This is a genomic window from Gemmata obscuriglobus (assembly GCF_008065095.1).
Lineage (GTDB): Bacteria > Planctomycetota > Planctomycetia > Gemmatales > Gemmataceae > Gemmata > Gemmata obscuriglobus.
In genome coordinates this window covers 2,791,499-2,817,797 of the sequence record NZ_CP042911.1, presented here as the reverse complement: position 1 = coordinate 2,817,797, position 26,299 = coordinate 2,791,499, and the positions used below count along the sequence as shown (strand labels likewise).

The following is a 26,299-nucleotide window of genomic DNA, read 5'->3' as shown; positions in this document are numbered from 1 at the left end:
CTCGAACGAACCGGCGGGTACGGTTATCGTCTCGACGCCGCGGACGACCCACCTGAACGCCCCGGCTGACGGATCTCGCCCCACACGTCGCCGACTTTGAACGGGGTCAGCACTTCCGGGACGGGATCTGGAAGCCGTACTCCTTCGGAGCTGATGCGTAGTACGCTGGCGGACGTGACGCGGCGTTCTTCGACGCCGGACGGGGAGCCTTTGTGCGTGCGCTTCGTCGTGACAATGAACGCAGCCCCCTGCGGCTCAACCTTCGTAACCGTAACCCGCTCTTCGTCTCCGTCGGAGTCGTATACGCACGTTGTACCGACCCAAATCGGAAAGTAATACCGCTGCGGTGCCGATTTCATCAAGTGCGCGGGTACCGGGGCGGCGGGGGCTACGGCTATCGGCGAGAGCGCGACCGGCAGGGACCAGGTCAGGGCGGCCCCGACCACCGACACAGTCAACGAGCGAAGCATGTCACGAGCTCCGTGAGCCTACGAACTCGAAGGTACCACTGTTCCAACCCAATGAGCAAGCGTTTCTCACGGTTGCTGGCGGGCGTTGTGCCGCAGAGATCGGCGTCGAAGGCGGGAGGCTGGACTTGGCACGGGCGGCGCATCAGCCATGCTGATCTGGTCTCATTCACGTTCCGGCCGGCACTTGCGGCACCGGATGGTGTGCACGGACCACCCCGGGTGCCGCGCCGGAACAGCGGCGGCACCGCCTTCCCGCGCCGCACCATCGGGATGATGAACCGGAGCTGGCGTCGGGCCAACGCGTTGGCCACCCGGGCCGAGTCGAACCCGCGGTCCAGGAGCACGTACCGGACCTTCACCCCGGCCCACCCGAGCTGGGCCCGGAGCCGCTCTCCCCGGGCGTCAGGTGTGTCCCCGGGGCGCATCCCGGTGAGCCCCAGGGTGTGCCGGTGACCGGGCACCAGGGCCACTGCCGTGGCGTACCCCCAGAACCACTTGGCCCCGTCCTTGGGCTTGCCCCCGACCACTCCGGGTGTGTTCTCGTAGTCCCCGTCGAACGGCCGCGCGTGGGTGCCGATGGCGATCGGGATCGGGTGCTCCCGGAACGACCGCGGGAGGTGCCGACGGAACCCGGCAGCCAGGTACCGTTCCAGGGTGTCCCGGTCCCGCGGCAGATCCCCGGCCCACGGCCGCGACCCGCCGGGCGACCGCCGAGAGGGCCACCCGCAGGGCCGACGCGACCCGCCGGCACCGGGCCACCGCCACCCGGGTCACCGACGCACCGTCGGTCCGGTGCAGCACGCCGGCCCCCCCCGGCCCAGGCGTGTTGGCTCCGCACCGCAACGGCGGTACATCGGGAACGGCGCATGGCAAACCCCGCTCAATGGGTTGGGCGCACAAACCATGGTCACGGAAACTCATGCGCCGCTCAACCACCGTGGCAACTACTGATTAATATCCGTGCGACCCTCACACGACTCACAGACATGAATGTCTGTGTACAAAAAACCAAAGCAGGCACTAGTAACCGGATCGTGTGTCTGTTCCCCGACCGCACCTGCTCGATCGCTGCCGTTCCGGTTTCTCAATTCGCTGTCGTGTATCCACGTGGCGCTGTAACGGGGGGTTACAGCGCCACGTGGATACACGAGGTGATCTACAACGGCCCCTAACAACAGAATGGCAGGCACACGGTTTTCGCACGTACAAGGGAGCCCACCGTTCTCAACAAATGCTGCCATATCAACGTTTTACAAACACTTTAACGTCACCTTCAGCGATCTTGTCCAAGTTAGTCCTTGCGCGAAGCTCCACCAACTCAGGCGAGTCGACGACGTACGAATTTGACACCTGTATCAGTAATGGCACGAGTCACGCGGAGTGGCTGGCCCCCAGCAGGTGACTACCTGTCCCCCCAGTCCGTGACCAGTCCGTGACCAGTCCGCGGTACTTCCGAGGGTAGCTCACCGCGGTCGGTGGCGACTGAGGTCTCCTGGCTCAACCGAACAGCGCCGCAATCGGCTTACCGTCGTCGGTGATCGGCACCGGCCGCGGGCCGCCCGCCAGCGCCTTCGCCGGGTCGATGCCGAGGACCGCGCAGATGGTCGCGTGGCAGTCCGGCACCGGGACCGGTCGTTCCACGATCTTCTTCGCCAGATCGTCCGTTACGCCGCAGGCGCCGCAGTGCTTCAGCCCGCCGCCCGCGAGTAGCAGTGAGAAACACGTGCCCTGGTGCCCGCGTCCCCTGCCGCCGTCGAACTCCGCCGGGCGGCCGAACTCCGTGCCCCGCACGCCGCGGGTCGGCCAGCAGGCGGTCGACCGCGTTCCTCGGCGTGCCGCCGCCGGTTCGCCGAGGAACGCGGCCACTTCTTCGGCCGTCGGAACAAAACCGACCGTGTCGAGCGTGACCCGGCGCAGGAACGTGAGGTCATCAGTCAACTCGGTGACGCGCCCCGGGCGCTCGGTATAGAAAGCACCCTCCGCGATCCACTGTTTGAGCAGTGTGACCTACGAATCGCTCAGGCGGCCAAGCTCTTGTCGAGCGACAGCCCCGCCTTCGCCTTACCCCTTGATGGCAGGAGAAGCACTTCGCTTCGAGGATGGGCCGCACGTCCCGCGCGTCGCTCACCGTACCCTCTTTACCGGTAACCGCGTTAGCAGCCGCGATTTTGGCGCCCATGAAGTGATCGATCGCGTTGTTCGCGGGGAGCCCCTTCGGCAGTTCCGGCACGTCCGGAGCAGGAGTCGTATCGAGCCACTTGTTCGCTGCGGCACGGCGCGCATCCCGTTGGGTTTTGGACTGCGCGAACGCGGTGATGCGGCGTTCGGCTTCCAACTTCGCCACGCGAGCCTATTGGGCCGCGGCAAATCGGCCCCACGCTTCGTCCGTGTACGGCACCGGTTTGCCGCTACTGAGCAGGAAAAAGAGCCGCTGACCGTCAGGCGAAATCGCGACGACCGTTTCGCCGAGTTCGGGCCGGCGGGCGCGCTTGCTCATCAGCCCGCCGACTACGGTTTTCAGCACAACGAGGTGTTCGGTGCTCGCAGACTTAAACGTGCGCCACGCTTCGCGGGTGCCGGGCGAAGCGAAGCGGAAGTCCGGGCCGAGGTCGAGGTACGGTTCCGGGCTCGGGTCGCGCCCGTCGGAGCCGTCGCCGAGGCAGGGCGGGAACGGCGTCGGGAGCACGAGTTTGCCGCCACGAACAGCCTCGCCGCCCCGCGCCCGCGCCCGCGCAGGAGCAGCCGGTGTGTCCCGGCGAGCAGCGTCACTCGCGCGACCGCGCGAACCAGAAACGGGTTCGGGCGATCCGCTCGAACGCCGGGCAGCCGTTGGCACAGGGCGGGTGCACTGTGCTACGTCCTAACGGCCCGAACGCAAGTTACCCGGGAAGCACCGCGACGACTTCGATCTCGACCAGCCAGTCGGCCACCGCCAGCGCCGCCACCCCCACCAGCGTGCTCGCCGGCGGGGTCTTCTGGTTCAGGTACTTGGCGCGGATCTCGCGGATGTGCGGCAGGTGCTCCGGCTTCAGCCCCACGACGTAGTAGGTCACCTTCACCACGTCGTCGAAGGTCGCGCCGGCGGCCCCGAGCGCCGCCTTGAGGTTCTGGAACACGTGCTCGACCTGCGCCCGCACGTCCCCCTTGCCGACCACCTCGGCCTTCTCATTCAGGCTCACCTGCCCGGACACGTAAATCGTTTTCCCGGCGGGCGCCACGACCACGTGGGAGTACCCGTTCGCGGGGTTCAGTTCGGGCGGGTTGATGTACTGCTTCTGCACGGCTCGGTTCCTTCGGAGAGATTAACGCCGCGGCTGATTCTACGAACGCGTCACGCGAGCGCCTCCTTGATGACCTTGCCGAACACGTCGGTGAGCCGGAAGTCGCGGCCCGCGTGCCGGTACGTCAGGCGCTCGTGGTCGAACCCGAGCGCGTGCAGGATCGTGGCCTGCACGTCGTGAACGTGAACGCCACCCTCGACCGGGTGGAACCCGAGGTCGTCGGTCCGCCCGAGCGTGACGCCGGGCTTGATACCGCCGCCGGCCATCCAGATCGTGAACGCCTGCGGGTGGTGGTCGCGGCCCTGGCTGCGGCCCAGCACTGGGTTCGATTCCACCATCGGGGTGCGGCCGAACTCGCCGCCCCACACCACCAGCGTGCTGTCCAGCATCCCGCGCCGCTTCAGGTCGGCGACCAGCGCCGCGGACGCCTGGTCGGTGGTTTTGCAGTTGTTGCGCGAGTTGCCGGCCACGTCCGAGTGCGCGTCCCAGCCCTCGTGGTAGATGTTGACGTACCGCACGCCGCGCTCGACCATCCGCCGCGCGAGCAGGCACGCGCGGGCGAAGCTCGGTTTGTCCGGATCGACGCCGTACAGCGCGAGCGTCTCCTTGTCTTCCTTCTTGAGGTCGGTCAGTTCAGGCGCGGCGGTCTGCAAGCGCCCGGCGGTCTCGTAGGCCGCCATCCGCGTCGCGATCTCCGGGTCGCCGACCGCACCGAGCCGCTTCCGGTTCAGATCGGCGACCAGATCGAGTGTGTCCTTCTGAAGGGCCGAATCGAAGCCGGCCGGCGGGTTCACGTTGAGGATCGGCTCGGCCCCGTTGCGGAACCGGGTGCCGGCGTACAGGCTCGGGAGGAACCCGCTGCCCCAGTTGGCGGCCCCGCCGCTGATCCCGGCGCCGGTCGAGAGCACCACGAACGCGGGCAGCTCCTTCGTCTCGCACCCGAGCGCGTACAGCGCCCACGAGCCGATCGACGGCCGGCCCGGCTGGCTGAACCCGGTGTTGAAAAAGATCTGCGCCGGGGCGTGGTTGAACTGGTCGGTGTGAACCGCCTTCAGGAGGCACACGTCGTCCACCACCTTCGCGAAGTGCGGCAGCACCTCCGACACCTCCGCGCCGCACGTCCCGTGCTTGGCGAACTTGAACCGCGGCCCCAGCACCGCGGCGTCGGGCCGGATGAACGCGTACCGCTGCCCCTTGATGACCTCCGCCGGCAGGGGCTTGCCTTCGAGCTTCGCCAGTTCCGGCTTGTGGTCGAACAGGTCGAGCTGGCTCGGCGCGCCGGCCATGAACAGGTGGATCACCGCCTTCGCCTTGCCCGCGAAGTGCGGCTTCTTGGGCGCGAGCGGGTCGTTCGCCGCGGGCCGCTCGGCCGCCCCCGCGCGGCCGCACAGCAGCGACGCCAGCGCCACCTTCCCCACCCCGTAACCGCAATCGCGGAAGAAGTGCCGGCGGGAGGTGTGGGCATTTCGGAGTGCGGAATCCGGAATGCGGAACGGACGCAACAGACTCATAGCATAGCCTCCGCTTGTTCTTTCTTTGGCCTCTGTTTTTATTCCGGATTCCGCATTCCGAAATGCCCCAATCACTCTCGCGTGATGAACTCGTCGAGGTTCAGAACGGCGCGGGCCGCCGCGGTCCACGCCGCCCGCTCCGCGGCGCGCTCCCCCGCCCCGGCCACGGCGGCGGCCCGCGTGGCGTCAGCCGCGAACCGCTCGCGCTGGGCCTCGTAGAACTTGCCGACCGAAGCCACCTCGTCAACGGTCGGCTCGCGCACCAGGCACAGCCGGAACAGGTGCGCGACGCGGTCGGCCGTCGTGCCCTCGCGGGCGGCGACCCGCTTCGCGAGGGCCTGGGACGCTTCGATCAGCACGGCGTCGTTGAGCATGGTGAGGGCCTGCAGCGCCGTGTTCGACACCTCGCGCCGCGCGGTACACGCCTCGCCGCTGGGGGCGTCGAAGGTGCCGAACATGGCGTAGGGCGCGGTCCGCTTGGCGAACGTGTACAGCCCGCGGCGGTAGCGGTCCTCGCCCGGGCTCACCTGCCAGTTCAGCCCGCCGTAGGTGCCCTCGGTGGTGATGCCCGGCGGTTGCGGCGGGAACACGCTCGGCCCGTACATCTTGGCGGACAGCAGCCCCGCCGCCTTCAGCGCCGAATCGCGGACCTGCTCGGCCTCGAGCCGCACCCGCGGCCCGCGCGCCAGGAGCCGGTTCTCCGCGTCGCGGGCGAGCAGGTCCGGTGCCACCTTCGAGGACTGCTTGTACGTCGCGGACGTTACGATCAGCCGGTGCAGGTGTTTGACGCTCCACGGCTTCTCGCCCGAACGGAACTCGACCGCGAGCCAGTCGAGCAGTTCGGGGTGGGTCGGCGCTTCGCCCTGGTAGCCGAAGTCGTCGAGCGTTCGCACCAGCCCGCGGCCGAACAGCGCGTGCCAGTGCCGGTTCACGGTCACCCGCGCGGTGAGCGGGTTCTGCGGGCTCATGAGCCACCGCGCCAGCGTGAGCCGGTCGGGTGCGGCCCCCTTCGGGAGCGGCGGCAGTACTGCAGGCACCCCGGGCTTGACCTCTTCTTTCGGCGCGAGGAACTCGCCGCGGTGGTGCCGGAACGTCCGGCGCGGGTGGTCCGCCGGCCGCTCCCGCATCACGAGCGTGGTTGGGTCCTGCGGGAGCTGCTTGCGCAGCGCCGCGATCTCGTCCCGCGCCGCCTTGAGTTCCGGGGCAACGGTCGACCAGTGCCGCAGCAGCGCGGCCCGACCGGCGCCGGTCAGTTCGGCCGCGGGTAACGCGAGGAGCGCCTCTACTTCCGCGGATAGGTCGCGTGCCTTCGCGCCGCCGGCGGTGGTCACCGACACGCGGAAGCGCCCGAGGCTGGCGGCGTAGTGCCGCTCGAACAGGAGTTCCAGTTTTGCGGCCTTCGCGGCGAGCGGTTCCGCCAAATTGAAGACTGCCACCGATCCGCCGCCGGCCACACCGCTCCCGCCCCACCCGGTGAACGGGTGACCGTCGAGCGCCGCTTTCGCGGTCAGGTTGCCGCGCGCGTGCGACTCCGACGCGGCCCCGACGCGGACCGGCTTCCCCTCAACCGACAGCGTGAACTCGCTGAGGAGGAAATCGCCCTTCGGGCCTTCGTAGTACGCGCGCCCCGGCCCGCCAGCCGGCAATCGCTCGTCCGGAAGCGCCTCAATGCGAACCGCCGTCACCCCCGCGGGTAATCCTTCGAGGGCCAGCGTGTAGAGGTCGCGTTTCTGCGCGTCCCCGCTCGCGAAGACGGAGCCGTCGGGCTGCGGGGTCAGCTTCGTGGGACCGGCGTCCATCTTGGTGGGCGTCACGATGGTCCACTTCACGGCCCGCTTACGCTCGGCGCCGAGCCACGCCGCGAACGCCGCGTCCCGCTTCTCCACGGGCAACTTATCGGGCAGCGCGGCTTCGAGCCGCTGGATTGCGGCTTCGAGTTCGCGCCGGCGCTTCGCCGATTCGGCCGACGGCACCGTAAAGTCCGGCTCGTCCGTGTTGTTCAGCAGCGCGAAGAAGCGGAAGTATTCGGTGTGCGTGACGGGGTCGAACTTGTGCGTGTGGCACTGGGCGCACCCGATCGTTAGCCCCAACCAGACGGCTCCGGTGACGGCGGTGCGGTCCGCGATCGCGTGGTAGCGGAACTCCAGCGGGTCGATGCCCCCCTCCTCGTTCAGCATCGTGTTCCGGTGGAACCCGGTGGCGATCATCTGCTCCGGGGTCGCGTTCGGCAGCATGTCCCCGGCGAGTTGGTACACCGTAAACTGATCGAACGGCAGGTCGGCGTTGAGCGCCCGGATGAGCCAGTCGCGGTACGGCCAGATGGAGCGGCGGCGGTCCTTCTCGTAGCCGTTCGTGTCGGCGTACCGGGCCAGGTCGAGCCACTTCCGCGCCCACCGCTCGCCGTACAACGGGGACGCGAGCAGCCGGTCCACCACCTTCTCGTAGGCGTCGGGGCTCTTGTCCGCCACGAACGTATCGGCCTCTTCCGGCGAGGGCGGGACGCCGATCAGGTCCAGGTACACCCGCCGAATCAGCGCGTGGCGGTCGGCCTCCGACGCCGGGGCCAGCCCCTCACGCTGAAGTCGCGCACGAACGAACGCGTCGATGGGGTTCGCGGGCTGGTCCTTGAGCTTCGGCACCGCGGGCCGGGTGGGGTTCACGAACGCCCAGTGCGGCGCGTACGTGGTGCCGGACGTGATCCACGCCTTAAGGGTGTTCCGCTCCTTCGGGGTGAGCGGGATCTTCGCCGACGGCGGGGGCATGACCGCATCGGCGTCGGTCGTCTCGATGCGGCGCAGGAACTCGCTGTCCTGCGGAGTTCCAACGGCCTCCTTCGCGCCGTCCGCCGTGTCCAGCCGCAGCCGGGCCTTGCGGGAGGCGTCGTCGGGGCCGTGGCACTTGAAGCACCGGGCCGCCAGAATGGGGCGCACGTCGCGGTTGAAGTCCGGGGCGTCCGCGGCGCGAACCGGAGTCGCGCCCGGGGCGAGCAGGAAAGCGAACAGGTACCCGCGAAGCGAACGCGGCATAGCGGACCTCGGGGGGAGCGGAAGGGCGGTCAGGCGGGAAGGGCATTGTAGCAAAGGAGCGCTCATCCCCGCTAAATCAGTCGTTGAACCACCCGCCCTTCGACCCGATACTGCACGCACTCGCCTTCGCGACAAATGAGGACCGGTCATGGCGCGGATCGTGTACTACTCGGGCGACGTTCAGGGGGTGGGGTTCCGGGCCACCGCCGCGCGGCTCGCCCGCTCGCACCCGGCGGTCCGCGGGTGGGTGCGGAACCTGAGCGACGGGCGCGTCGAGTTGCTCGCCGACGGCCCCGCGCACGCGGTCGAAGCGCTCCTGGCCGAGATCCGCGCCAGCATGGCCGACAACATCACCTCCGAAGAGGCCACCGACCGCGAGCCGGGCGAACCGCTCCACGGGTTCCGGATCGTCTACTGAGAACGGCTCGGGTGGTGGTGTCTGTTTCTTGTGGCACAGACATTCCTGTCTGTGCGGCCTTCTCGCGCCGCACAGACAGGAATGTCTGTGCCACAAGAAACAAAACCAAAGCAGGCACCAGTAGCCGGATCGTCTACTGATAGTGGATCGGGTCGAAGAGAACGGTCAGGCGCCGTGGCGTTTGCGGGCGGCGTGCGCCCGTCGGTACGTCCCAGCAAAGACGAGCGACCGGTCGGAGCAAGCGCAGCATGAGGCGACCACTCGGGGCTCGGGACACGGGCGCGCTTTTCGGGGCCGAGGTTTCGTACCCCGCCCAAACGTGGCGGCCGTACTCGGGCACGGTGAACGAATGGCTTCTCCTCCCAATCGCTCAGGTAGAATCTCAAGAGTGTGATAAATCCCTGAAATCCGCCGCGCCGCGCAGAGTGCTCTTGCGGACACAATCGCTCGAGCGCAGAATACTTCACAACATCTTCTTAATCAGGCGTCCCACGTTACTCTTTCTCCGGCATCGATCACCTTCGCAAGCGAGGTCTTATGACGACGCGCCGCGGGCACGGGTTCACGCTGATCGAGTTGCTGGTGGTGATCGCGATCATCGCGATCCTGATCGGGCTGCTGCTGCCGGCCGTCCAAAAGGTGCGCGAGGCCGCCGCACGGATGAAGTGCTCGAACAACCTCAAGCAACTGGGGCTGGCGCTCCACGGCTACCACGACGCCAACAACGTGTTGCCCCGGGTCGACGGGTTCGTGTTCGGGTGGGGCCACCTGCCGCGGCTGCTGCCGTACATCGAACAAGACAACCTGTACAAACAGATCCGGTTCGACGTGAACGTCTCGTGCGAGGCCATGGCGGCGATCCGCCAGGCCAAGATCCCCGTCCTCTTGTGCCCCAGCGACCCGCGGTCCGGGGCGGTGAGCGACAACCGCACGCTGCCGGTCGCCGGGTGCCCGCAGTTGGGCACGCCGGGGACCAGCGACGGGACCACGGGCACCACCTTCCGCGGGTGGCACAGCAACTACGTGGGCAGCTACGGCGACGGGTTCAACAACATCGCATCGGCCGCGACCGACCCGTTCGGCGGTGACGGGGCCAGGGTCGCGTACGGGTGCGGGGGCTGCGCGAGCAACAACACCGTCACCGCAACAACCGCGTGCCCGCAGCCGGGCCAGGGCTACGGCGGCGGCCCCAACCACCGCGGGCTGTTCGACTACACCGGCACCAGCGCGCCGGTCAACTTCTCGTCCATCACCGACGGGTTGAGCAACACCATCGCCTTCGGGCACACGGACTGGTCCACGTCGTCGAACAGTTCCATCTGGATGAGCAGCACCGGTTCGGCTCACGGCACCAGTTTGCCGCCCAACTGGAAGCTCCGGGTGTGCCAGTCCACGGCCGGGATGTCGGTGGACGCGTGCGGCGGGGTCACGTCGAGTTGGATGGGGCGCGGGTTCGCCAGCCGGCACACGGGCGGGATCACGGTTGCCCTCTCGGACGGGTCCGTGCGGTTCGTCCCGGACAGCATCAACCAGTTCACTTACAACGCGCTCGGCAGCCGCGCCGGCGGCGAGGTCGTCGGGAACTACTGACCCACACGAAGGTAACCCGCAATGAAATTGGGCAGACTGCGCGCCGGCGCGCTGTTGGGGCTCGCACTTCTCGCGGCCGGGTCGAGCGGCTGCGGCGGACCCAAGGGCGTGCCGGTGGCGAAGGTGCGCGGCACCGTCACGTACCGCGGGAAGCCGGTCGCCAAGGCGTCGGTGTCTTTCATCCCGGAAACACCGGGCACGGTTCCCGCGCTGGCGACGACCGACGAGAACGGCGCCTACTCACTGTCCACATACGGCACCGGGGACGGCGCCCCGGTCGGCCCGTGCCGCGTCGCGATCTCGCTCACCGGGCCGTCGCCACCGCTGCCGGAGCACCTGGCCAAGGCCGAAGCGGCGGCCGAAACGCTCCGGATGCCCGGCAAGCCGCTGATCCCGAAGGCGTACTTCTCGCCGGAAACGTCTCGGCTCAAGGCCGATGTCGTAGCCGGCAAGAACAACGTGTTCGACTTCGACCTCCAGGGCGACCTCGTACCGTAACGGGCGCCCGAACCGGGCCCGGACGATCTGCTCGTCGCGTGCGCCGCTGATCGCGTCCGCGAGCCGGCCGAATGCCACCTCCGCCCCACAGACGCGGTGCGATCGGACTTGGGATCAGTTCCATCCGTCGCACCGCCGCTGGGGAATAATCGTTCTGAACAAGATCGCCGTTTTGTGCCGGAACGATTTTCTTGCCCCCGGAAATCCGCCCCGCCAGCGCCTTGCGGTCCCGTTTGCGGTGGCGTACCCTCTGGGTCTCGCCTCGCCATCCCCGCCACGCAGGAGCCATTTCGGATGAGTCCGATCACCCGCCGCGCCGCGCTCAAAACCGCCGCCGCGACCTTCGCCGCGCCGTTCGTGTGGAGGGCGCACGCCCACGCCGCCCCGAGCGAAACCGTGCTGCACGCCAGCTTCGGCGCCGACGGCATGGCCGGAGCCGACATCAACTCCCTGACCGCCAGCAAGAACCTGAAACTGGTCGCGGTGTGCGAGGTGGACGACGCCCGCGTCGGCAACATCAAGAAGCGGTTCCCCAACTGCGTGATCTACAAGGACTACCGCAAGCTGCTCGACGCCGAGAAGAAGCTCGACTCGGTGAACGTGTCCACGCCGGACCACATGCACGCCCCCATCGGGATGATGGCGGTCAACCGCGGGCTCAACGTGTACGGGCAGAAGCCGCTCACCCAGACCATCTACGAGGCCCGTAAGCTCACCGAGGCCGCCGCGGCCAAGAAGATCGTCACCCAGATGGGCATCCAGATCCACTCGGCCCGCAAGCACAAGCTGGTGGTCAAGCTGGTGCAGGACGGCGTCATTGGGAAGGTGAAGGAGGTCCACTCGTGGAGCGGGAAGTCGTGGGGCGACACCGCGCCGAAGCCGGACAAAACGGACCCGGTGCCCGCGGGCCTCGACTGGAACCTGTGGCTGGGCGTGGCGGCCGACCGGCCGTTCATCGGCGGCGGGTACTACCACCCGGGCAACTGGCGCAAGCGGCTCGACTTCGGCACCGGCACGTTCGGCGACATGGGGTGCCACATCCTCGACCCGGTGTTCAACGCCCTGGGCGTCGGGAACCCGTCGTCGATCACGTCCGAACTCCCGGGGCCGAACGAATACAACTGGACGCTCGACGTGCAGGTGAAGTACGTGTTCCCGGGCTCGAAGTTCACCACCGATACGGTCGCCCTGACGTGGTACAACGGTAAGGTTCGCCCGCCGAAGGAGGTCGTCGAGAAGATCGGCGCGCACAAGCTCGACGGCCAGGGCTCGATCCTGATCGGCACCGAGGGCGTGCTGTACTCGCCGTACGATTCGGGCGGCCAGCCGATCCTGATCGGCGAGAAGTTCAAGGACTTCAAGCTGCCGGACGTGAAGTCCGACGACCACTACCTCCAGTACGTGGAGGCGGTGCGCGGCAACGGGCAGACCTCGGCGCCGTTCAGCTACAGCGGCCCGCTGACGGAGATGGTGCTGCTCGGGTGCCTCGCGACCCGGTTCCCGAAGACCGACCTGAAGTGGGACACGAAGGCCCTGAAGGTCACGAACAACGATAAGGCGAACGCGTTCGTGAAGCGCGAGTACCGCAAGGGGTTCGAGGTCGAAGGGCTGTAATCACAACGGTCCGGGCCGCCACAACGGACCGATGCGCGCCGAAGTCGTTCGCCGGACGCGCAGCGAGTCGACGGCCCGGACCCGACATATCTTGGGGCTCATGTTTCGTGCTGAGCGGCGTCGATCGTGTGGGATGCGTGCCGCGCAGCACACGAAGAACGTCGCCGGCGGCGGCATCGAGAACGCACATCGGAACATCGCTGCGTATTGCGAGCCGGAGCGCATGAGGGAAGTGCCGCGGGTCAGGCGCCCGGTGCCGTAATTCGTTCGGCGCCGGGGGCGGCCGGAAGCGCGATGGTGAACCTCGTGCCGTGCCCCGGGGCGCTCTGCGCCTCGATCGTGCCGCCGTGCGCGACGACGATCTTGCGGGTGGTGGCGAGCCCGAGCCCGTTTCCGTCGGGCTTGGTGGTGTGGAACGGGCGGAACAGCTTCGCCAGCGCCGCGGGCTCGATCCCCGCGCCCGTATCGATCACGTCGAGACAGACGGTGCGCGCGCCGGCGCCGCACCCCTCGTCGCCCTTCACACTCGCGTCGTCCGAGCGGCCCCCGGACCGGCCGATGAGCGTGAGCGTCCCGCCGTCGGGCATCGCGTCGAAGGCGTTCAGCCCGAGGTTCAGTAGCGCCTGCTCGAACAGGTCGCAGTCGAGGCACACCAGGGGGAGTTCGGGCGCGGAGAACCATTTGATTTCGACCCCGCGGGCCTTCGCGACCGGGCCGAGGAAGTCGATCACCGCGTCCACCACCGCGCCCAGCGCGGCGGGCCGGGTGTGCAGCTCGCGGAGCCGGGCGAACCGCAAAAAGTCGTTCGACAGGTCGAGCAGCTTGCGGCACTCGCCGGACAGGCGCGACACCCGCTCCAGCGCCTTGCGCTCGCGGGGGGACTGGGCGTCCTCGAAGTCCTCCGCGAGCAGTTGGAGGTTGAGCGAAAGGGTGCCGAGGTGGTTCTTGATCTCGTGGATGAACCCGGCGGCGAGCTCCGCGATGCCGCCCTCGTTCGCGGGCGGCGGGTCGGCGCACGGCCCCGGCGGTGCGGGATCGGTCATAGCGAGGTCTCCGCTGGTGGGGCTAATCTACGCGCCCGTGCGCCCTTGAAAACGCCCGACGGGTTCCAATCCTAAACAGCGTAACCGGCCCGACCCAGCCGTGCCCCCGGGCCTTCACCGGCGCCCCAGGACTCTCTACACATGGCGGATCCCACTCGCGGTAAGCTCGGCATCGTCGTCGGCGGCGGCCCGGCCCCGGGTATCAACGGCGTCATCAGCTCCGTGACCATCGAGGCCATCAACCGCGGGCTCGAGGTGGTGGGCGTCCGCGACGGCTTCAAGTACCTCGCGGCCGGCGACGTGTCGCAGGTGCGCCCGCTCACCATTCCGGACGTCGCGCCGTACTACCAGCGCGGCGGCGCGCTGCTGGGCACGAGCCGGACGAACCCGGCCAAGAACCCGGACCACCTGAACGCGGTCCTGAAGGGCCTGGAGCAGCTCGGGATCAAGTACCTCGTCACCATCGGCGGCGACGACACCGCGTACAGCGGGTCGCAGGTGTACGCCCACGCGAAGGGCGCCATCAAGGTGGCGCACGTGCCGAAGACCATCGACAACGACCTGCCGCTCCCCCCCGGAATCCCCACCTTCGGGTTCGAGACGGCGCGCCACTACGGGGTGCAGGTCGCGCGGAACCTGCACGAGGACGCGAAGACCACCACCCGGTGGTACATCCTCGTGAGCATGGGGCGGGCCGCCGGGCACCTCGCGCTGGGCATCGGCAAGGCCAGCGCCGCGACCGTCACCCTCATCGCAGAGGAGCTGAAGGGCAAGGACGTCTCGATCGAGCTGATCTGCGACATCGTCATCGGCGCGATGATCAAGCGCAAGGCGCAGGGCAAGGGTTACGGGGTCGCGGTCCTGGCCGAAGGGCTGCTGGAAGAGATCGGCGAGACGAAGCTCCGCGAGATGATGGAGAAGAACCCCGGCAAGTTCGGGTCCATCGAGCTCGACGCGTTCGGGCACCTGCGCCTGGGCGAGATCGAGTTCGGGCGGCTGATCCGCACCACGATCGCCTCGCGCCTCAAGGACCTCGGCGTCAAGCTGGACATGGTGGACAAGGACCTGGGGTACGAGCTGCGGTGCGCCGACCCGATCCCGTTCGACGCCGAGTACACCCGCAACCTCGGGTACGGCGCGGTCAAGTTCCTGCTGTCGCCGGAAGCCGAGAAGAACGGCGTGGTGGTAACGTTCGTGGGCGGGAACATGGTGCCGCGGCCGTTCCCGGAGATGATCGACCCCGCGACCAAGAAGATGCGCACCCGGCTGGTGGACATCGGCGGCGAGAACTACGAGGTCGCCCGCCGGTACATGATCCGGCTGGAGCAGAGCGACTTCGACGACGCCACCCGGCTGGAACGCCTCGCGGCGGTCGTGAAGATGACCCCGGAACAGTTCCGCGAGCGATTCGGCTACATCGTGCGCTGAGCAAGTCAGAAGTCGGGCCGGCCGCACCGAAGCGGGTGAAGGGAACCGGGAACCTCAAGGAGTTTGTTCTCCTTGGAGGTTCCCGGTTCCCTTCACCCGCTTCGGTGCGGCCGGCCCGACTTCTGGCTCAAACCTTCGGGCTTTCGGGCACGGGCACCGGTGTCACCGTCTCACCGGTCGCGGGAGGGGTTTCGGCGGGCGGAGACACCAGCACCGCTTGGACGAGCAACAGCGCCGCACCAACCACAAGACAGCAGTCGGCGACGTTGAACACCGGCCATTCGATCTTGTAGAAGTACAAGAAGTCGCGGACCCCGCCGAACACGAGGCGGTCGTACAAGTTGCCGACGGTGCCGCCGAGGATGAGGCCCAGCGCGGCCATCAGCCCGCGCTCGCGGGCCGTGTGCGGCCGCGTGCCCCAGACCAGGATCGCCAGCGCCGCCGCCACGCTGACCACCGCGAAGAAGCCGTTCGCGAGCCCCTTGCGCGACTGGCCGAGGCCGAACAGCGCGCCGTGGTTCACCCGCGGCATCACCGGGTCGCCGTTGGTGCTCCACGTCCGGAGGTCGCCGAAACCGTCGTCCGCGACCGCGACCTCGCGATCGAACTGCGCGATCAGCTTGAACCAGCCCGGGACCACGTCGTACTCGTTTCCCACGCCGTGCGCGAAGTTCCCGTCCTTATAGAGCCAGCGGAACACGCCGTACTTGCTCCCCAGGTCCGCGCCCAGCCCCACCACGGCCAGCGTGACGAGCAGCCAGCGGTACGTTCGATCGACCATTGGGTGGTTCCGTTTTGGCGGAAGGTTGATGCTGTCGGAACATTCACGATAGGCCGCCTTTTCGGACCCGTCAAGAACGCTCCGGACACAGGAGAACCGCTATATCCGCTCGTGCCGGCAGACTCAACACGAGCCCCGGTGCCGCACCCCCGCGGGTGGGCTTGACCGGTCGAGGGCGCGCGGGAATGATCCCAGGAGGGCCGTGTAAATCTTACGCGCCCCGCTGTTGGCCGTATCGTTCGCGGGGGCATCGGGTCACCATGAGGAGCGCCGGAGCCGGACTGATCGTCGCCGCGCTACTGGCGCTCGTCGGGTGTCGGTCCACGGACCAAAAGAACGCCGACAGGGGGCCGACGGGCCTCGGTGCCGGGCGCTCGAAAGGGGACGCCAAAGACGGGAAAGATGCGAAGGGCGGGGGGACCAAAACTCCGCCGTGGCTGGACGAGGTGAGCCGGACGCCGGGCGGCACGCTCCCGAAGGCCACACAACCGACCGACCCCAAGGACCGCAATTTCAACGCAAAGACCGCGTCACGCGAGGCCATTGCCGGGTACGTGTACGGCCCAGACGGGCAGCCGGCGCGGAACGTTCCGGTTCGTTTCAAGAAGCTCGGCGAGCCCGCCGACGCCGGTGCCCCCATCGACCTCGCCACGAACAATGAGGGCTACGTCTCCGCCAACGGCTTACGGACCGGCGACAGCTACGAGCTGAGCGTGAGCGTGGCGACCCAGGACGGCAAAACGTACGCCGGATCGGTCCAGACGGTCGTACCGAACGCAGCGCTCCGCATCGACCTGCGTGACGATCTACCACCCCGCGCGGACGCGGCGCCGCCCGGAGGAACGGTGCCGCCCGGCCCGGCCCGGAAGCCAGGCGACGCGTGGTCCCCGACCGGCCCGACCAACGCGGTGCCCCCGTCCTCAATCGGGAGCGGGACCGCACCCGCGGCGAGTGGCGCCGCACCGACGACCGGCAACACGCCCGAACCGGACCTGTTTTCGCCGCCTTCGCCGTCCCCCCGGCCCGTTCGCCCCGAGAATGTGGCGGACGACACGAAGACCCCGTTCCGGCCGCCCGTGACGACCGTTCCGAACCCGAACGGTCCGCCGCCGCTGCCGCCGCTGCCCAAGAGCCCGCCGGCGTTCTCCCCGTCGGGCAGCGGGGCACGGCCGGTCGGAGGTGCGGGTCGTACAGTCGGCAAGTTTACGCTCCTCGACACGCTCGAGCGCCCGTGGGAGTCCGACTCCGTTCGCCCTGGTTCGGTGGTGCTGGTCGAGTTCGCGACCACCGCCTGCGTCCACTGCCCGCGGGCGATCCCGATCCTGAAGGACCTCCAGTCGCGTTACGGAGCGAGTGGCCTTCAAGTGATGGGTGTTCTGTGCGACGACGTGTCGCAGAAGGACCGGGCGGCGGCGGCGTCGCGGTACGTGAGCGATCACAACCTGAACTACGCGATGTACGTCGAGCCGGTGAAGGCCGGGAGCATTCGCGACCAGTTCGATGTGGAGGTCTACCCGCACGCGGTGCTGCTCGACGCAACGGGCCAGGTGCTGTGGAAAGGGCACCCCCAGAAACGCGCCGAACTCGAAGCCGCCATTAAGCAGGCGCTCGGGAAGTAACGCGGGCAGTGACTCAAGACGGCCGAATGCGCGCCCTCAGTGCCAAAAGGGCGATCGGCCCAAATCGACCAATAATAAGAGCAATCAACGACATTCATTCGGTGCACTCGGCAACTTCGCAGTTCGCCGCTGCATCATCACGTTGCGCCCGGTTGCAAGCGTTGTCGAACGCCACCGCGACCGGACCGACCGACTCTCGGCGGCATGCCTGTGCCACAAGAATCAGCCACCTCACGCCGAATCTCTGGCGTGAGGACGATTTGCAGCGAGTATGTCAGTCCCGCGATTAAGTTCGATGCGGTCGATGTGTGGCTTCAGCGGCATCGGTGAAAGAGTTGCTTTTGCGGATCTGGTACCACGGTGTGAGGCGACCTCACACACAAAACCGCTCGGTTGCTGCGTGCCATCTTATTAGTGGGAGCTGATCGTTTCCCGACGCAGGAGAGCCAGAATGTGCCGAAGTGGCCCGAATGCCGGAAACGGTCTCTGCGCGGGTGACAGCAGCCCACCCGAACCAAGAGGAGCGTGGAAGCGCACTCTCGTTTGCCTCGCAACGCGAGAAGAGGTCCCGACACGAGTGCTACCCCATCGACTGGACGTTCGCTGGCGTTTGGCTGGTCATGAACTGGCAATTCGCTGGCGGATCACTACCCACGAATCACGTGCTTTAAGCCCAGATATTGACCCAACAACGGCCTGAGGCACGAACGATTCGCAACGATGCAATCGCCGCAACGTTCAGTTGCGACAACAGTTGCGATATCAATATGCGTAAGCGATTGCGGCCTTGGATGGGACCGGTGGCGAGCACTCACGCTCGCCGAACGCCGACCCGGAGAGACGAACTGCGATCGAATGCGTTCGGCCGAGGGCCAAACAATCCCTTGGCTGAGAATTGAGCGACATGCGACACGCAACAGGCAGAGTGGGCGGGGAAACAAAAGCGAGCCAGCCCGACGGCTTTGCTTCCGCTTACATCACCCATTCCGGTGGGACCAGCCAGCGGAGCCTGCCAGACGCTTTAGCGGGGGCGGTCCGGAATTCGATGCAGGCGATGGCCGCCTTGGCGAGCGGGATCGCACCGGCAGAGGCGCCGAGCAGCCACTCGGCGTACGCACCGAGGTCCGGCATGTGGCCCACTGCGACCATGAACTCGCCCGGCACCCCGCCCAGAAATTCGGACAGTTTGTTCGGTTTGAGCTTTTCCGGTGCCAGCGCGTCGTGTGTGATGGGACGGGAGTTCGGTTGCCAGACGCTCAGCATCCCGCTTGCGGTCTGGTACGCACGCACGAACGGGCTGGTCACGACCGCGTCCACCGGCAATTTGAGCCGGGTAAACGCCTGGGCCATTGCGAGCGTCTGGGCGCTGCCGTTCGGGGTCAGAAACCGGTCAAAATCACTTGCGGCGCCTGGGGAGCCGAGTTCGACCGCCTCCGCGTGCCGGACCAGATACAGAATCATCCCGCCCTCCGCGCCTGTCACGTGCTCGATGCGGGTTCACGGAATCCACATGCCATCTGCCCTTCCGCGCGGCCGCCTCAGCTTCTACATTACAAGGAGCGCTTGAAGTCACACAGACCACAGGAGAAGTTCCCGAAGCGCCGGCCCCGCAGCGCCCTCCCCCGCGGCACAACCGGACCGGGACACGCACCGAATCCATGAAGCGGAACGACATTCGGAACGTGGCCGTGATCGCCCACGTCGACCACGGCAAAACGACACTCGTTGACCAGATGCTCCGGCAGTCCGGGCTGTTCCGCTCGGAAGAGCTGGACAAACTGGTCGGGGGCCAGCACGGCCTCATCATGGACTCCAACGACCAAGAGCGCGAGCGCGGGATCACCATCCTCGCCAAGAACTGCGGGATCCGCATCGGCGACGTGAAGGTGAACCTGGTCGACACCCCCGGGCACGCCGACTTCGGGGGCGAGGTCGAGCGCATCCTGAAGATGGCGGACGGCGCGTTCGTGCTGGTGGACAGCGCCGAAGGGCCGCTCCCGCAGACCCGGTTCGTGCTCAAGAAGGCGTTCGCCGCCGGGCTGAAGCCGATCGTCATCATTAACAAGATCGACCGCCCGGACGCCCGCATCACGGACGTCCACGCGCTCATGTTCGACCTGTTCATCGAGTTGGGTGCCGACGACGATACGGCCAGCTTCCCGATCATCTACGCGAGCGGCCGGGCCGGGATCGCCACCACCGACATGAACGTCGAGCCGAAGGACCTGAGTCCGCTGTTCGACGCGATCCTGAACAACGTTCCCGCCCCGGATGTCGACCAGGAAGCGCCGCTCCAAATGCAGGTGATGGCGCTCCAGTACGACGAGTTCAAGGGCAAGATCGCCATCGGCCGCGTGTTCGCGGGCAAGATCCGGAAGAACCAGAAGGTCTCCGTCGTCAAACAAAAAGACGGGACCGTGTTCCCGGACACGATCGTCCAGGTGCTCGAGTTCGACCGGCTCGCGAAGCGCGAGGTCGAGGAGGTCCGCGCCGGCGACATCTGCGCCGTCGTGGGCATCGACGACGCGGACATCGGCGACACCATCTGCGAGTTCGACAAGCCGAAGGCCCTGCCGCCGCTCACGATTGACGAGCCGACGCTGGACATGGTGTTCCGCGTGAACGACTCGCCGTTCGCGAGCCGGGACGGCAAGCCGCTCACCAGCCGCGAGTTGCGCGACCGGCTCGAAAAAGAGCTCCAGCACAACGTCGCGCTGCGGGTGGCCCCGGGCGAGCGGGAGAGCGAGTTCATCGTGTCGGGCCGCGGGTTGCTGCACCTCGGGGTGCTACTCGAGACGATGCGCCGCGAGGGCTCCGAGGTGGCGGTGGGCAAGCCCCGCGTCATCATGAAGGAGATCGACGGCCAGAAGATGGAGCCGTACGAGCACCTCGTGGTGGAGGTGCCGGCGGAGCACCAGAACTCGATCATGCGGCTCGTGCTGGAGCGGTCCGGCGAGTTCCAGCGCATGGAGACGCACGGGAACACGATGCAGGTCGAGTTCCACATCCCGGCGCGGTCCCTGATCGGCCTGCGGACGCGGATGCTGACCGCGACGCAGGGCACCGCGATCATGCACCACAACTTCCTCGACTACCGGCCGGCGAAGGGGGCCGCACCCGGCCGCGCGACCGGCGTGTACCTGTCGAAGAACACCGCGAAGATCACGGCCTACGCGGTCGACGGCCTTTCGGGGACGCTGTTCGTGTCGCCCGGCGATGAGGTGTACGAGGGGCAGATCGTGGGCGAGCACGGCCGCGACAACGACCTCGTGGTGAACGTGACGGAAATGAAGCCGCTGACCAACATGCGGGCGTCCGGCAGCGACGCGAAGGCCTCGATCAAGCCCGCGGTCAACTTTTCGATGGAAATGGCCCTGGAGTACATTGAGGACGACGAGTTGGTCGAGATCACGCCGGCCGGAATTCGGATGCGGAAGATCCTGCTGAAGGAAGGCGACCGTAAGCGCTCGGGCCGCCAGAACAAGTGATGTGAAAACGGGTCGGGCGGATGCTACGGCAACCGCTCGACCCGAGTTCAGTGGTTGGGCGTGTTGGGAGCCGATACTCCCGATATGCTCAAGTCGCGGCTGGAACGTCGGTAGTGACCGGCTCTTTTTCGACCGATACGGATGCGGGTACGCTCCCAGTGATCTCGGTCGGAGTCGCGCTGCCGTTCGCGGACGGCGCCGTTTGCGCGGGCGACCGCTCAGCGAGCTTTGGGGCCTTTTCGGCTTTTGGCTTGCGCGGCTTCTTCTTCTTAACTTCCGCAACCTTTGCGGACTTCTTGACCTGCTCTTCCATGGTCTTGCCGGGCTGGAACGTCACCACGTTCTTCGCCTCAACTTCGACAGCGGCACCGGTGCGTGGGTTTCGCGCCTTACGCGGCTTACGCTGCTTCACTTCGAAAACACCGAAATTGCGAAGCTCGATTCGCCCCTCCGATACGAGCGTCTCGATGATCGCTTCGAAGGTCCACTGGACGATTTCTTTGGTGGCCAGTTGGGTCAGGTTGTGCTTCGGAATCAGGTTTTTCTTGTTGGCTCGGTCGCAGATCGTCTTGACGATTTCTTTCTTGGTCACGAGCGGTGCCCCTCGGTGGATCGACCCGTTTTCGTCAAGCGGGAACTGTCCTAAGTCTAGACAGCGCACAGAGTCGCGTCAAGGAAATAGGTCGCTAGTGGTGCCGTAAGACGACGGTGCGGAGGAGCAGCAGGGCGGCCAGTAGCACCAGCACCAGTTCCGGCACCGCCAGCAACAGTCGCCCAAGTTGTGCCATGCAGTTGCGACCGCGGCTCGGCCGCCGTGCGAGGTTTCGGAGGGCGGCGAGCTCGTGCTGGAGTAGCGTATAGCCACGGTGCCAGTCGTGGGCGACGGCCTTGCGCTGTGACGGGAGCAGGCCGCGGACAGTGCCGAGCACTGATGCCACCCGCACGAGAACGAGCACCAGCCCCCCCGGTTGCGGGGCAGGACCCAGCACGAATGACGCACCGGGAAACGCAGCTCGTGCGTCCGTGATCGCCTGAAGAAATTCGAACACCGCGACCGGCGTCGCGAGCGGCTCGCCGGGGGTGCCGAAGACCGGGCGAAGCCCCTCCCACGCGCGGCACGCCCGGCGGAGGGCCGCAAGCCGACGGTAGACCGTCCGCCGCTTCAACTTGGCGGGCTTTTGCTGCCGTCGCGGCCGTGCGGACGAGACTACGGACGATACCAGTATGACCGGCTCCGCAGCCGCCCGGTCGTCCGTCGAATCCGGTAAGACCTCATACGGCGGCTCGTCCGTTTCGATGACCTCGTAAGGCAGGTTCTGTTGCCGGGCTGCTGGGCGCGGCGCGGGGCCTGAAACCCGCTCGATCGGCTCGTCGTCGATAACCTCGAACGGCGCCGGCGCGATGCCCAGGTGCCGGTCGTAAGCGGCGCGGGTGAGCGGATCGGTCAGGCACACCAGCGCTTGAGCCAGGCGGTTCATGCCCTCGGTTACCACCTCGGGATGGCGGATCTGGTGAGGCCGTAGCAGTTCCATGCGGTCCAGCACGCGCTGCTCGATCTCACCCAGGTCCCCTTCCCCTGGAGCGAACCCGAGCAGCGCGTAGTGGTCCGGCGGCCATGGTCCGGGTGGAAGGCCGAGCCAGCCGCGTATTGAATCTCCGGGTTCCAAGTTTCCGAATTCCGGGATGGATCGGCGACCGAGGCACGCGCGGTTGGTCTAAATGGTGCTTCTATTGTGCGTCATCAGCTCGGCCGGTGGAAACCCGAAATCTGAGACCGCCGTTGTGAACGAGGCAAGCCGGCTTGTTCGGCGCGGCCGGGGAGGTTATAACGCCGCCCTTCAAACATCGAGTGCTTCGGAACGGTGGGAGAGCGGCAAACGATGCGGAACTTCCGGCGGAGCGTGTGGTTCTCGTGGCCGTACCGGTGGCGGTTGGTCACGTCGATCGTGTGCGCGCTGGTGGTCGCGGTACTCTGGAGCGTGAACCTCGGCGCGCTGTTCCCGATCCTCAAACTACTCAAGAGCGGGCAGACCCTGCACCAGTGGGTGGACGCGGAGATCGGGGAGCAAGAGCGGCTCCGCGCCGAATTCGCCCGTAAGGTAGACAAGCTGAACGTCGATTTGGCCAACCTGGCTCAGCAGCCGAGCACTGCCGAGAGCGAAAAAGCCAAACGGAACTGGTCCCGCAGCCTCGCCGAAGAAACCGACGCCCAGAACTACCACGCCGCCCAAGCCGTCGGTTACCGGTGGCTCCGTGATAAGGTGATCTACCAGCTCCCCCAGGACGCGTTCCAAACGTTCCTGTGCATCATTGCGTCGGTGCTCGTCTGCGTGGTCATCAAGGGCGGGTTCGAGTTCACGCACGAGGCGCTCGTCGGGTGGGTCTCCCACCGCACCCTCTTCGACCTCCGCAACGCGTTCTTCCGGCGTATGGTGCGCCAGGACGTGCGCCAGCTCTCGGCGGCGGGGACCAACGAGCTGATGGCTCGGTTCACCAACGACACCGAGCAGGTCGGCGGCGGTTTGAAGGTCCTTTACGGGCGGGTCGTCGCCGAGCCGCTGAAGGCCCTCACCTGCTTCATCGCCGCGTGCATCATCTCCTGGCAGCTCACGATCGCGTTCGTGGTCGTGGTGCCGCTCGCGATGTACGTGCTGGCGCGGGTGAGTAAGGCGATGCGCAAGGCGGCCAAGAAGGCGCTCCAGCGCATGTCCGCCATGTACAAGATCCTCAACGAGGCGTTCAGCGGCATCCGGGTGGTAAAGGGGTTCACCCGCGAGGCGCACGAGCGGCGGCGGTTCCGGATGGCGAACGCCGAGTTTTTCCGCAAGTCGCTCCGGCTGGTAAACATCGACGCGTTCACCAACCCGGCGATCGAGGTGCTCACGATTTTGGCGGTCGCCGTCGCGCTGGGCGCGGGCATTTACCTAGTGCTCACCCAGGGCACCAAGATATGGATCTTCACGATGTGCTCGCAGCCGCTCAGCCCGGAGACGCTGATCCAGTTCTACGTGTTCCTGGCGGCGATCGCGGACCCGGTGCGGAAGCTGTCCAGCGTGTACACCAAGATGCAGTCCGCGGAAGCTGCGGCGGCACGCATATTCGAGCTGTACGACCGCGAGCCGACCGTGCGCGGCAACTGGGACGGACCGCGACTCACCGGCGTGCAGAAGCAGATCGAGTTCCGGCACGTGTGCTTCGCGTACAACCCGACCGCCGAGCAACCGACGCTTGACAACGTGACGCTCACGGTGAAGGCCGGCGAAACGATCGCGTTGGTCGGCGGGAACGGGTGCGGCAAGACCACGCTCCTTGCGCTGCTGCCGCGGTTCTTCGACCCGGACTCCGGCGCGGTGCTGATCGACGGCGTTAACCTTCGTACCGCGCACCTGCGGTCACTGCGTAAGCTCATCGGCGTCGTCACGCAAGACACGCAACTGTTCGACGACACGGTGTTCGCCAACATCGCCTATGGGAAGCGCGGGGCAACGCTCGAACAGGTGATCGAGGCCGCCAAGAAGGCCGACGCGCACGGCTTCATCCTGGCGACACCGGGCGGGTACGACGCGCTGCTGGGCGAGGTCGGGGCCAAGTTCTCCGGCGGACAGCGTCAGAAGATTGCGCTCGCACGCGCGATCCTTAGCAACCCACAAATTCTCATCCTCGACGAGTTCACGAGTGCCGTGGATCAGCAGAGCGAGGCCGACATCCATGCGGCGATCAAGGAATTCGCCCGGGGCCGCACGACGTTCCTGATCACCCATAAGATGCACACGATCCCGGACCTGGCCGACCGGGTCGCGATGATGGACGCGGGGCGGGTGCTGGACGTAGGCACGCACGCGGAGTTGTACGCGCGGTGCGAGCCGTATCGCCGGCTGTGTGAGTCCGGGCATGTGCGCCGGCCGCTGTCCGAACAGACCCGCGACGCGGCATGAGCGCACTTCCGGCAGCTTCTGTTTCGGGCTCGCGGGCTTGGTCACCCGGGGCCTTCTGGCCCCGGATCGGCGCGTGCTGGCCATTTCTCCCCCTCGCGTTGTTCTTTTTTCAACTCGACGCACACGATCTGGTCCGCAGCCATGAGGCGCGGGCGGCACAGAACGCACAGCGGATGCTGGACACCGGCGAGTGGGGGTTGCCCACGCTCCTCGACGGTCAACGTGATCTCCAGAAGCCGCCGGCGTTCTATTGGCTGATGGCACTCGCCGGCGCGCTGAACGGCGGGGAGGTGACACCGTGGGTCGCCCGGCTGCCCGCGGCGCTGAGCGCGGTGTGTTGTGCGGCGCTCGTGTATGGGTTCCTCCGCCGTGAAGGGTACGGCACCGGTGCCGTGGTCGCGGCGGTCACGCTCGCGACCGCAAACCATTTCGTCGCGATCGGGCGAACGGCCCGCATCGACGTTCCGCTGACCTGTGCGGTCACGGTGTCGCTCCTCGCCTTCTACCGAGGCACGCAAGTGCGGGGCGCCGACTCGCTTGCGGGACGCGAGTCGGATTGCAACGGCTTTCCGAAGGCCGCCCGGAACCCGGGCTGGTTCCTTCTGTCCGCGGTGGCCGCCGGGTTCGCGGTGCTGCTGAAAGGGCCGGTCGGTCTCGCGCTGATCGGAACCACCGCGGTCACGTTCCTGATGGTCGAGTGGTTCGTTTGCCCCCACGGTGAGCGTCCCCGGCTGCCGCTGCGGTTCGCGGTGCTGGGTGTGTGTGCGGTTGCCGCGGTAGCCGTGCCGTGGTTCGTCTGGGCCGAGCACGCGACCGACGGCGAGTTCGCTCGGGTGTTCTTCTGGTATCACAACGTGGCCCGCTTCACGGGGGAGTCGGAGGCTCTTGCGTCTCACCCGTGGTGGTACTACGGCCCGCGGTTCGCGCTCGCGTTCGCACCCGGCACATTCCTACTTTTGCCTCTAGGCGTGTGGAGCGTGTGTTCGCGCTTGTGGAACAAGGACTGCACGTTCCGGTTCGGCGTGGTGTGGCTCGTTGTCATGGTCGCGGTGCTGTCCGCCGCGCGGTTCAAGCGGGCCGATTACCTGTTGCCGGCGTTCCCCGGGGCGGCGCTCGTGGTCGGCTGTGCGGCCGAACGGTGGCTCGCGCCCCGTACCGGTGGGCGGGTGGCGCGGCTCGCACGCGGCGCGTTCGTGCTTTTGACTGCGGCCGGCGTGGGCGCGTGGCCGGTGATGTGGTTCGTTGTCGAACCCGCCGAGGCGGCGCGACAGGAGAAGCGGCCGTTCGCGGCGGCCGTCCGGTCGGTGGCTCCGAAGCCCGAGGAGGTGTTGCTGTTTCGGACCGAGTCGCATTTGCTTGCCTTCCATCTCGGTGCGCCGCTACATACTCTGGTGGAGTGGGGTGAACTGAAGGAGGCGCTCGCGACCGGCCCGCGCGTGGTCGTGATGCCGCCGGAATGGGTCCCGGACGCCGAGCGCATCACCGGCCGCAAGCTGGTGGTGGTTGCATCCCTGGCGGACCTCACTTCGGCTCGACCGCCCCGCCCGCTGGTGTGCCTCCGCACCGCGGAGTGACGCCGGCACCACCGACCCGCGTT

General features: G+C 67.2%; 20 protein-coding genes and 1 pseudogene. 9 read left to right on the top strand and 12 right to left on the bottom strand.

Going from position 1 to position 26,299, the window contains the following annotated elements:
- Positions 1–23: 23 nt before the first annotated feature.
- From GobsT_RS11730 to GobsT_RS11700, 7 genes and pseudogenes are all read right to left on the bottom strand, one after another.
- A complete protein-coding gene (locus tag GobsT_RS11730) occupies positions 24–470 on the bottom strand; it encodes a hypothetical protein (RefSeq protein WP_010049458.1) in 447 nt (148 codons plus the stop codon).
- Positions 455–997 carry a hypothetical protein gene (locus GobsT_RS11725; RefSeq protein WP_109571137.1) on the bottom strand — a complete coding sequence of 181 codons (543 nt, stop codon included), beginning with the start codon at positions 995–997 and terminating at the stop codon, positions 455–457. Before GobsT_RS11725 ends, GobsT_RS11730 begins: the two co-directional genes overlap by 16 nt.
- 970 nt (positions 998–1,967) lie before the next feature.
- A pseudogene (locus tag GobsT_RS11720) lies at positions 1,968–2,261 on the bottom strand (DUF1501 domain-containing protein); the annotation flags it as partial.
- A 559-nt stretch (positions 2,262–2,820) separates the two neighbouring features.
- Positions 2,821–3,156, bottom strand: a complete 336-nt coding sequence (locus GobsT_RS11715) for a hypothetical protein (protein WP_010038160.1) — start codon at positions 3,154–3,156, stop codon at positions 2,821–2,823.
- A gap of 193 nt (positions 3,157–3,349) precedes the next feature.
- Entirely contained in the window at positions 3,350–3,751 is a 402-nt protein-coding gene (locus GobsT_RS11710) for a RidA family protein (protein ID WP_010038162.1), read from the bottom strand.
- A 50-nt stretch (positions 3,752–3,801) separates the two neighbouring features.
- Positions 3,802–5,262 (bottom strand): DUF1501 domain-containing protein, encoded by a 1,461-nt coding sequence (locus GobsT_RS11705; protein WP_109571138.1) that lies wholly within the window; start codon positions 5,260–5,262, stop codon positions 3,802–3,804.
- A 71-nt stretch (positions 5,263–5,333) separates the two neighbouring features.
- Positions 5,334–8,288 carry a PSD1 and planctomycete cytochrome C domain-containing protein gene (locus GobsT_RS11700; protein ID WP_232068347.1) on the bottom strand — a complete coding sequence of 985 codons (2,955 nt, stop codon included), beginning with the start codon at positions 8,286–8,288 and terminating at the stop codon, positions 5,334–5,336.
- Positions 8,289–8,436: 148 nt separating this feature from the next.
- Between GobsT_RS11700 and GobsT_RS11695 the strand changes: the two genes are divergently transcribed.
- From GobsT_RS11695 to GobsT_RS11680, 4 genes are all read left to right on the top strand, one after another.
- Complete coding sequence (locus tag GobsT_RS11695) at positions 8,437–8,706, top strand: acylphosphatase (RefSeq protein ID WP_010038170.1); 270 nt, start codon at positions 8,437–8,439, stop codon at positions 8,704–8,706.
- Between the two features lie 537 nt (positions 8,707–9,243).
- Complete coding sequence (locus tag GobsT_RS11690) at positions 9,244–10,296, top strand: DUF1559 domain-containing protein (protein ID WP_010038172.1); 1,053 nt, start codon at positions 9,244–9,246, stop codon at positions 10,294–10,296.
- Between the two features lie 21 nt (positions 10,297–10,317).
- Positions 10,318–10,794, top strand: coding sequence for a carboxypeptidase-like regulatory domain-containing protein (locus GobsT_RS11685; RefSeq protein WP_010038175.1), 477 nt, complete (start codon positions 10,318–10,320; stop codon positions 10,792–10,794).
- Between the two features lie 294 nt (positions 10,795–11,088).
- On the top strand, positions 11,089–12,408 hold the full coding sequence (locus GobsT_RS11680) for a Gfo/Idh/MocA family protein (RefSeq protein WP_010038176.1): 1,320 nt from the start codon (positions 11,089–11,091) through the stop codon (positions 12,406–12,408).
- A gap of 242 nt (positions 12,409–12,650) precedes the next feature.
- Here GobsT_RS11680 and GobsT_RS11675 read toward each other — a convergent pair whose 3' ends face one another.
- A complete protein-coding gene (locus tag GobsT_RS11675) occupies positions 12,651–13,451 on the bottom strand; it encodes a two-component system sensor histidine kinase NtrB (RefSeq protein ID WP_010038178.1) in 801 nt (266 codons plus the stop codon).
- Between the two features lie 141 nt (positions 13,452–13,592).
- Between GobsT_RS11675 and pfp the strand changes: the two genes are divergently transcribed.
- Entirely contained in the window at positions 13,593–14,879 is a 1,287-nt protein-coding gene (gene pfp / locus GobsT_RS11670; protein WP_010038180.1) for a diphosphate--fructose-6-phosphate 1-phosphotransferase, read from the top strand.
- Between the two features lie 127 nt (positions 14,880–15,006).
- Here pfp and lspA read toward each other — a convergent pair whose 3' ends face one another.
- Positions 15,007–15,660 carry a signal peptidase II gene (gene lspA, locus GobsT_RS11665; protein ID WP_109571139.1) on the bottom strand — a complete coding sequence of 218 codons (654 nt, stop codon included), beginning with the start codon at positions 15,658–15,660 and terminating at the stop codon, positions 15,007–15,009.
- A gap of 260 nt (positions 15,661–15,920) precedes the next feature.
- Between lspA and GobsT_RS11660 the strand changes: the two genes are divergently transcribed.
- Positions 15,921–17,279 (top strand): TlpA family protein disulfide reductase, encoded by a 1,359-nt coding sequence (locus GobsT_RS11660; protein WP_010038184.1) that lies wholly within the window; start codon positions 15,921–15,923, stop codon positions 17,277–17,279.
- 972 nt (positions 17,280–18,251) lie between these two features.
- Here the strand turns inward: GobsT_RS11660 and GobsT_RS11655 are convergent.
- The gene (locus GobsT_RS11655; RefSeq protein WP_010038186.1) at positions 18,252–18,740 is read right to left on the bottom strand and encodes a SixA phosphatase family protein; all 489 of its coding nucleotides are present in this window, start codon (positions 18,738–18,740) and stop codon (positions 18,252–18,254) included.
- Positions 18,741–18,937: 197 nt separating this feature from the next.
- On the opposite strand from GobsT_RS11655, the gene typA reads away from it, so the two are divergent.
- Entirely contained in the window at positions 18,938–20,767 is a 1,830-nt protein-coding gene (gene typA, locus GobsT_RS11650) for a translational GTPase TypA (RefSeq protein ID WP_010038188.1), read from the top strand.
- Positions 20,768–20,855: 88 nt separating this feature from the next.
- Here typA and GobsT_RS11645 read toward each other — a convergent pair whose 3' ends face one another.
- Positions 20,856–21,359 carry an HU family DNA-binding protein gene (locus GobsT_RS11645; RefSeq protein ID WP_010038198.1) on the bottom strand — a complete coding sequence of 168 codons (504 nt, stop codon included), beginning with the start codon at positions 21,357–21,359 and terminating at the stop codon, positions 20,856–20,858.
- Positions 21,360–21,453: 94 nt separating this feature from the next.
- The gene (locus tag GobsT_RS11640) at positions 21,454–22,434 is read right to left on the bottom strand and encodes a hypothetical protein (protein WP_148087703.1); all 981 of its coding nucleotides are present in this window, start codon (positions 22,432–22,434) and stop codon (positions 21,454–21,456) included.
- Positions 22,435–22,647: 213 nt separating this feature from the next.
- Between GobsT_RS11640 and GobsT_RS11635 the strand changes: the two genes are divergently transcribed.
- Complete coding sequence (locus tag GobsT_RS11635) at positions 22,648–24,702, top strand: ABC transporter ATP-binding protein (RefSeq protein ID WP_010038201.1); 2,055 nt, start codon at positions 22,648–22,650, stop codon at positions 24,700–24,702.
- The gene (locus GobsT_RS11630; protein ID WP_081471574.1) at positions 24,699–26,276 is read left to right on the top strand and encodes an ArnT family glycosyltransferase; all 1,578 of its coding nucleotides are present in this window, start codon (positions 24,699–24,701) and stop codon (positions 26,274–26,276) included. The genes GobsT_RS11635 and GobsT_RS11630 overlap by 4 nt, the downstream gene beginning before the upstream one ends.
- Positions 26,277–26,299: the final 23 nt, after the last annotated feature.